The sequence below is a fragment of the Streptomyces celluloflavus genome (genome assembly GCA_000720995.1).
Classification (GTDB): Bacteria; Actinomycetota; Actinomycetes; order Streptomycetales; family Streptomycetaceae; genus Streptomyces; species Streptomyces celluloflavus.
This window is the reverse complement of sequence record JOEL01000017.1, coordinates 194,920-201,562: the sequence shown is the minus strand read 5'-3', so window position 1 is coordinate 201,562 and position 6,643 is coordinate 194,920. Positions and strand designations below refer to the sequence as shown.

6 protein-coding genes and 1 pseudogene are annotated in these 6,643 nt (G+C 73.2%); all 7 read left to right on the top strand.

Annotation, left to right across the window (positions count from 1 at the left end; genetic code table 11):
* Nucleotides 1–264 (top strand): annotated as a pseudogene (locus tag IH09_RS18575) (hypothetical protein); the annotation flags it as partial.
* Between the two features lie 90 nt (nucleotides 265–354).
* Nucleotides 355–792, top strand: a complete 438-nt coding sequence (locus IH09_RS18570) for a phage tail protein (RefSeq protein WP_052857455.1) — start codon at nucleotides 355–357, stop codon at nucleotides 790–792.
* 1 nt (nucleotide 793) lies between these two features.
* A complete protein-coding gene (locus IH09_RS18565; RefSeq protein WP_052857452.1) occupies nucleotides 794–1,564 on the top strand; it encodes a CIS tube protein in 771 nt (256 codons plus the stop codon).
* Nucleotides 1,561–3,408, top strand: a complete 1,848-nt coding sequence (locus IH09_RS18560; protein ID WP_052857450.1) for a VgrG-related protein — start codon at nucleotides 1,561–1,563, stop codon at nucleotides 3,406–3,408. The genes IH09_RS18565 and IH09_RS18560 overlap by 4 nt, the downstream gene beginning before the upstream one ends.
* Nucleotides 3,409–3,598: 190 nt before the next feature.
* Nucleotides 3,599–4,036, top strand: a complete 438-nt coding sequence (locus IH09_RS18555; RefSeq protein ID WP_052857448.1) for a GPW/gp25 family protein — start codon at nucleotides 3,599–3,601, stop codon at nucleotides 4,034–4,036.
* The gene (locus tag IH09_RS18550; protein ID WP_052857446.1) at nucleotides 4,036–5,991 is read left to right on the top strand and encodes a putative baseplate assembly protein; all 1,956 of its coding nucleotides are present in this window, start codon (nucleotides 4,036–4,038) and stop codon (nucleotides 5,989–5,991) included. Before IH09_RS18555 ends, IH09_RS18550 begins: the two co-directional genes overlap by 1 nt.
* Nucleotides 5,988–6,641, top strand: coding sequence for a phage tail protein (locus IH09_RS18545; protein ID WP_052857444.1), 654 nt, complete (start codon nucleotides 5,988–5,990; stop codon nucleotides 6,639–6,641). The genes IH09_RS18550 and IH09_RS18545 overlap by 4 nt, the downstream gene beginning before the upstream one ends.
* Nucleotides 6,642–6,643 lie beyond the last annotated feature (2 nt).

Below are 6,643 nucleotides of genomic sequence, written 5' to 3'. Positions count from 1 at the left end.
GTACAACGCAGCGCCCCCATCCAAAAGCGCTCGGCCCCCGCGCCCACCCAGAAACCACTGCCACCCACCACCACCCGCACCGCGCCCAGCTCAACCACCCCTGCCGTCACCTCCGCCTCCGCCCCTCCCCCTCCCGCCTTCACCACCGCCGCCGAACTGGACGATCTGGCCCGCAAGCTGGTCGCCCCGCTCTCCCGCCTCCTGCGGGCGGAGCTGCGCAGCGACCGGGAACGCATCGGCCGGCTCCGCGACCACGGCCGCTGAACCCGTCCCGTACCCCGGTCCCACCCCGTACCACCGGCCCCATCCCGACCCTCCTAGCCCACCCAGCCCACACGAAAGACCCGGCCACCCATGCCCTCCACCAAGGACCCAGGCTCCACCGTCTTCTTCAAGCTGACCATCGACGGCCAGGACCTCGGGCTGTTCAACGGCTGTGACGGCCTCGCCTCCGAGGTCGAGGTCGAGCAGCGCCAGGAGGGCGGCAACAACGGTTTCGTGTGGCAGTTGCCCACCCGGGTGACGTTCTCCACCATCCGTCTCACCCGTCCCCTCACCGCCGAGACCGCCCGCGTCGCCTCGTGGATCTCTTCCCTGGCCACCGGCATCACCCGGCCCACCGCGCAGATCGCCGCGCTCCGCGCCGACGGCTCGATCGTCGCGCAGTGGGGGCTGGTCGAGGTGCTGCCGGTGCGCTGGCAGGGGCCGACGCTGGACCCGGCCAGCCCGGGTGTGGCGACCGAGACGCTGGAGATCGCGCATCACGGCTTCACCGACGCGGGAGGTGCCTGAGATGGCCGCGCCGACCGGCGGCAAGGCGGGAGCCAGCCTCGTACGGGCCTCGCTCGCCATCCACCAGCCGCCCACCGACCTCGGCGGGTCCATGGGCGGCCGGATCGGCGAGGTGGAGTTCCAGTTCAATCCGACGCAGATTCAGATGGGCCGGGCGGCCAACTGGCAGACCCAGGCCGCCGTCGCCTACGCGCGCGGTGCGCCGCCGCAGTTCACCGGCGCCCAGCCGGCCACCCTCCAGCTGGAGGTGTTCCTCGACGCCTCCGGGACGCCCAACGGCGGCAAGGTGCAGAAGCAGGTCGAACTGCTGCTGTCGTGCTGTGAGGTGACACCGCAGAGCATCAACACCAAGCGGCCCTCGCCCCCGTGGGTGAAGTTCTCCTGGGGGTCCTTCAACACGGTGCAGTTCATCGCGTACGTGACCAGCGCCAGCGCCTCGTACACCCTCTTCAACCCCACCGGCGAGCCGCTCCGCGCCACCTGTTCCCTCGCGCTCACCGAAGTGTCCATGCCCACCAAGGGGCAGAACCCCACGTCCGGCGCGCTCTCCGCCCGCCGGGTCCACCGGACGGTCGCGGGCGATTCGCTCGCGCTGCTCGCCTGGCGGGAGTACGGGGACGCGACGCGCTGGCGGCGGATCGCCGAGGCGAACGACATCGACGACCCGATGCGGCTGCACCCCGGTACGGAGTTGCTGATCCCGGCGGCGGACGAACACCACGACGAGCGCGGCAGCGGCCGGAACAGGCACGAGGCGGAGGCCACCCGATGAGCGACAAGACCTACACGAGCGTTCTGCATGTGGAGATCGAGGGCACCCGGCTGCCCGACAAGCTCGCCGTCCTCCTCGTCGAGGGCTGGGTGGACGCCAGCGTGAACGTCCCCTCCGCCTTCCAGCTCACCTTCAGCGACCCCGGCGGCGACATCCTGGAGACCTTCCCGCTGATCAAGATCGGGGCGAAGGCGGTACTGGCCCCGTTCACCGACGGGCAGCGCGGCAAACCCCTGCTCACCGGCGAGATCACCGCGCTCGAAGTGGACGCCGACGCGGGCGGCAAGTCCCTGGTCGTCCGCGGGTACGACCCCGGCCACCGGCTGCTGCGCAACCGACGCGTGGCGGGCTACCCCCAGATGACGGCCTCCGACATCGTCCGCCGCCTGGCCACCCGCAACAAGCTCAGCCTCGGCACCGTCGACTCCACCCCGACCGTCTACGAGCTGGCCACCCAGCCCAACATCACCGACTGGGACTTCCTCACCCGCCTCGCGCAGGAGAACGACGTCCACCTCTCCTTCGACCAGGAGGGGAAGCTGCGGTTCAGCGCGCTGCCGCCGGCCTCCGGCGCGCCCGCCGACACCACCCCGGCCGCGCAGAGCCCCTACGTCCTGGAGTTCGGCCACAACGCGCTGCGCAGCCGGGTCGCGATGACCGCCGCCGGGCAGGTCGACCGGGCGGGCGCGCGCGGCTGGGACATGCGAGCCAAGCGGGCCCTGTCCGCCGAGTCCCCGGCCACCACCAGCGAGGACATCGACGCCGACCTCAAGCCGTCGCAGGTCACCTCGCCCTTCGGCCCGGCCGAGCTGACCTCCACCGGCACCCCGTACACCACCCAGGCCCAGGTCACCCACGCCGCCCGCGCGCTCGCGGACGATGTGACCGCCTCCTTCGCCGAGCTGGAGGTGGCGGTCAAGGGCAATCCGGACCTGCTGCCGGGCCGGCCGGTGGCGCTGAAGGGCGCGGGCTTCCCGTTCGAGGGGAAGTACACCGCGACCGGGGTGCGCCATGTCTTCGAGTCCGGGCGGCAGTTCACCACCTGGCTGACCGTCTCCGGACGGCAGTTCCGGTCGCTGTACGGGCTGGCGTCGGGCGGCCCCGAGAGCGCCCCCGCGCTGCCGGGCGTGGCCGTCGCCGAGGTCACCAACGCCAAGGATCCGCTCCGGCTCGGCCGGGTCAAACTGCGTTTCCCCTGGCTGTCGGAGACGTACGAGAGCGACTGGTGCCGGGTCGCGCAGTTCGGCGGCGTACGGGGCGGCGGGCTGCTGCTGCCGGAGGTCGGGGACGAGGTGCTGTGCGCCTTCGACCGGGGCTCGCTGGAGCATCCGTACGTCCTGGCCGGGCTCTACAACGGCGTGGACAAGCCCACCCCCGACCCCGACGGCATCGAGCCCGTGGACCCGACCAGCGGCCGGATCAACTGGCGCAGCCTCGCCTCCCGCAGCGGCCACACCGTCGAGCTGCTGGACGCCAGGACCCGGATGGCGCGCGGTATCCGGCTGCGTACCGGCGACGGTTCGCTCACCGTCCACCTGGACGAGGCCCGCACCGAGGTGACCGTCCGCAGCGACGGGTCCGTCACCATCACCGGCACCCGCAAGGTGGACATCAAGGCGGGCGGCGATCTGTCGCTGACCGCCGGGGGCTCGCTGAGCCTGCGGGCCGGCGGGTCGGTGGACGTCAAGGCGGGCGCGAAGTTCGACGTGAACGCGGGCGGTATGGCGCAGATCAACGCGGCCGGGACGGTGGGGATCAAGGCCGCGGGGCCGGTCACCGTCAACTCGGTCTCGACGGTCTCCCTGATGGCCCCGGCCGTCCTCCGCAACGGCATCCCGTTCTGAGCCGGGGCGGAGCCGCATGGCGAAGCGGGCAGGCGAAGCGGGACGGTGCGGCGGATCGGCGCGGCGCAGGACATGCCTGACGGAGTAACGCCGTTGCGGAACACGGGAGTAACGGCGTGGCGAAGCGGCGTTGTAGCGAAGTGGCAGCGCGGGGGAATGGCGGGTCGAGGAGCAGTGGGAAGCGTGGGACATGAGTGAGCATTTCGTCGGCGCGGGGTGGGCCTTTCCGCTGCGTACGGACGCGGGCGGCGGGATCGCGCTGGCCCGCCGGGAGCGGGAGATCGAGGAGTCCATCCGGCTGGTGCTGGCCACCGCGCCCGGCGAGCGCCCGATGCGGCCCGAATTCGGCTGCGCCGTCCACGACATGGTCTTCTCGCCGGTCAACGAGGCGACGGCGGGCCGCATCCGCTACGAGGTGCGCTCCTCACTCGACCGCTGGGAGCCGCGCATCGAGGTCCTGGACGTCGAGGTGAGCCCGGCGCCCGACGACCCGTCCGTCCTCTTCATCGATGTGACCTACGCCGTGCGCGGCACCAACAACCCGCGCAGCCTGGTCTTCCCCTTCTACGTGATCCCGTCCTCCGGAGAGTCCGCCACCGGGTCCCCGGCAACCGAAAGCGATCTGTGATGGCTCTGCCCGCCCCCCACCTCGACGACCGGCGCTTCCAGCAGTTCGTCGACGACGCCAAGCGCTACATCCAGCAGCGCTGTCCGGAGTGGACCGACCACAACGTCTCCGACCCGGGTGTCACCCTGATCGAGGCCGTGGCCCACATGGCCGACCAGCTCGTCTACCGGCTCAACCGGGTGCCCGAGAAGAACCAGCTGGCCTTCCTGGACCTGCTCGGCATCACCCTCTTCCCGCCGTCCGCGGCCCGCGCCGACGTGACCTTCCGGCTCTCCGCGCCGCAGCCCGAACCGGTCGTCCTGCCCGCCGGTACGGAGGTGGCCACCAGCCGCACCGAGACCGAGGAGGCGGTGGCCTTCGCGACGGACGAGGACCTGACCGTCGTGCCCTGCGAACTGACCGCCGTACTGCGCCAGGAGTCCGGGGCCGCCCCCGAGGACCGGGGCCAGGACATCTTCGGCGGCCGCGATGTGCCCGCCTTCGCGGCCGCGCCGCAGCCCGGCGACACCCTGCTCTTCGGGCTGTCGGCGGCGGTGCCCCGGTGCATCGCCGTACTGCGGCTGGACAGCCGGGTGGACGGCGTCGGCGTCGACCCGCGCCAGCCGCCGCTCGTCTGGGAGGCGTGGACGGCCGACGGCTGGACCGCCTGCGAGGTGGACGAGGACTCCACCGGCGGCCTGAACCGGCCCGGCGAGGTCGTCCTGCACGTCCCCGCCGGCCACACCGTCTCCCGCGTCGGCCGGACCGACGGCGGCTGGCTGCGCTGCCGGGTCGTGGCCGCCGTAGCCGGCCAGCCCTTCTACAGCAACTCCCCGACCGTACGGGCCGCTTCCGCGTTCACCATCGGCGGGACGACGCCCGCCACCCACGCCGAGTCCGTACGGGACGAGCCGCTGGGCGAATCGGCGGGCGTACCCGGCCAGCGGCTGCGCCTGGCGCAGTCCCCGGTCGTCGCGGGCCGCCCGCCGCTGCTCCTGGAGATCTCCTCGGGCGAGGGCTGGGAGCCGTGGGAGGTGGTCTCCGACTTCGCCTCGTCCGGCCCCGCCGACCGGCACCTCACCCTGGACGCCGCCACCGGTGAGATCGCCTTCGGCCCCTCCGTACGCCTGCCGGACGGCTCCATGGCGCAGTACGGGGCCGTACCGCCCAAGGGCAGCGCCCTCCGGGCGACGCACTACCGCACGGGCGGCGGGCGCACCGGCAATGTGGCGCGCGGCGCGATCCAGGTGCTGCGCAGCTCCATCCCGTACATCGCCTCGGTGGAGAACCGCGAGGCGGCGCGCGGCGGGGTGGACGGCGAGACGGTGCGCGAGGCCAAGGTGCGGGCGCCGATCGCCCTGCGCGCCCAGGAGCGTGCGGTGACCGCGCGCGACTACGAGGAACTCGCCCGCCGCGCCGCCCCCGAGGCCGCCCGCATCTGCTGCCTGTCGGTGGACACACCGCAGGCCGGGGAGAACGCCGTACGGGTGCTGGTCGTCCCGCAGGCCGTGGCCGACCGGGACGGCCGGCTCCGCTTCGAGCAGCTGGTCCCCGGGGACGAACTGCTGGGCCGCGTCACCTCCTTCCTCGACGAGCGCCGCCCCCTGGGCACCCGGCTCGCCGTCGGCCCGCCCTTCTACCAGGGCGTCACGGTCGTCGCGACGCTGCACTCCTTCCGGGCGGCGAAGGCCGAGCGGGTACGGACCGAGGCGCTGGACGCGCTGTACGCCTATCTGGACCCGCTGACCGGCGGGGCGCACGGGACGGGCTGGCCGTTCGGCCGCCCGCTGCACTCCGGCGAGATCTTCGCCGCACTGCAACGGGTGCCCGGTGTGGAGCTCGTCGACGAGGTCCTGCTGCACCCGGCCGACCCGCTCACCGGCCGCCGCGGCGACGCCACCGACCGCCTCGAACTCGACCCGTCGGCGCTGCTGTTCCCCTTCGACCACCGCATCCGTGTGATCGAGGCCCGATGACCACGCCCCTGTCCTTCTCGAAGGCCACGCCGGGCACCCCGGCCTCGTACCGCGGGACCGTCCCGGACCTCCGCTCCGTGCACCCGCTCGGCGACCAGCTCCCCGGGGTCTACGCCGACGACGACTTCGCCCAGCGGTTCGTCGAGGGCCTGGACGTGGTGCTGGCACCGCTGTTCAACGTGCTGGACTGCCTGGACGCCTACTTCATGCCCGCGCTCGCCCCCGAGGACTTCGTCGACTGGCTGGCGACCTGGGTCGGCGCGGAGCTGGAGGGCACCGAGGCGCTGCCCGTCCGCCGCTACGCGGTGGCCACCGCGGTGGGGCTGCACCGGCTGCGCGGCACCTCCCAGGGTCTGCGCGGCGCCCTCCAACTGGCCTTCGGGGTGAGCCCCGAGATCACCGAGAGCGGCGGCGCCACCTGGTCGGCGCGCCCCCTCGGCGGTTTCCCCGGCTCACCCCGCCCCGGCCTCCATGTCACCCTCCGGGTGCCCGACCCGGCCGCCGTGGACACCCACCGGGTACGCGCGGTGGTCGCGGCGGCCCGCCCCGCCCACCTCCCCTTCACGGTGGAGGTGACGGGCCCGGCGGCCGCACCGTCGCCCTATGTCCCCGACAACCCGTACGCCCCCTCTGCCCCGGAAGGCACCTGACC

Bases quoted from the DNA above. Each gene is read 5' to 3' on its own strand.
- IH09_RS18570 (WP_052857455.1), top strand. From the start codon at position 355: ATGCCCTCCACCAAGGACCCAGGCTCCACCGTCTTCTTCAAGCTGACC.
- IH09_RS18565 (WP_052857452.1), top strand. From the start codon at position 794: ATGGCCGCGCCGACCGGCGGCAAGGCGGGAGCCAGCCTCGTACGGGCC.
- IH09_RS18560 (WP_052857450.1), top strand. From the start codon at position 1,561: ATGAGCGACAAGACCTACACGAGCGTTCTGCATGTGGAGATCGAGGGC.
- IH09_RS18555 (WP_052857448.1), top strand. From the start codon at position 3,599: ATGAGTGAGCATTTCGTCGGCGCGGGGTGGGCCTTTCCGCTGCGTACG.
- IH09_RS18550 (WP_052857446.1), top strand. From the start codon at position 4,036: ATGGCTCTGCCCGCCCCCCACCTCGACGACCGGCGCTTCCAGCAGTTC.
- IH09_RS18545 (WP_052857444.1), top strand. From the start codon at position 5,988: ATGACCACGCCCCTGTCCTTCTCGAAGGCCACGCCGGGCACCCCGGCC.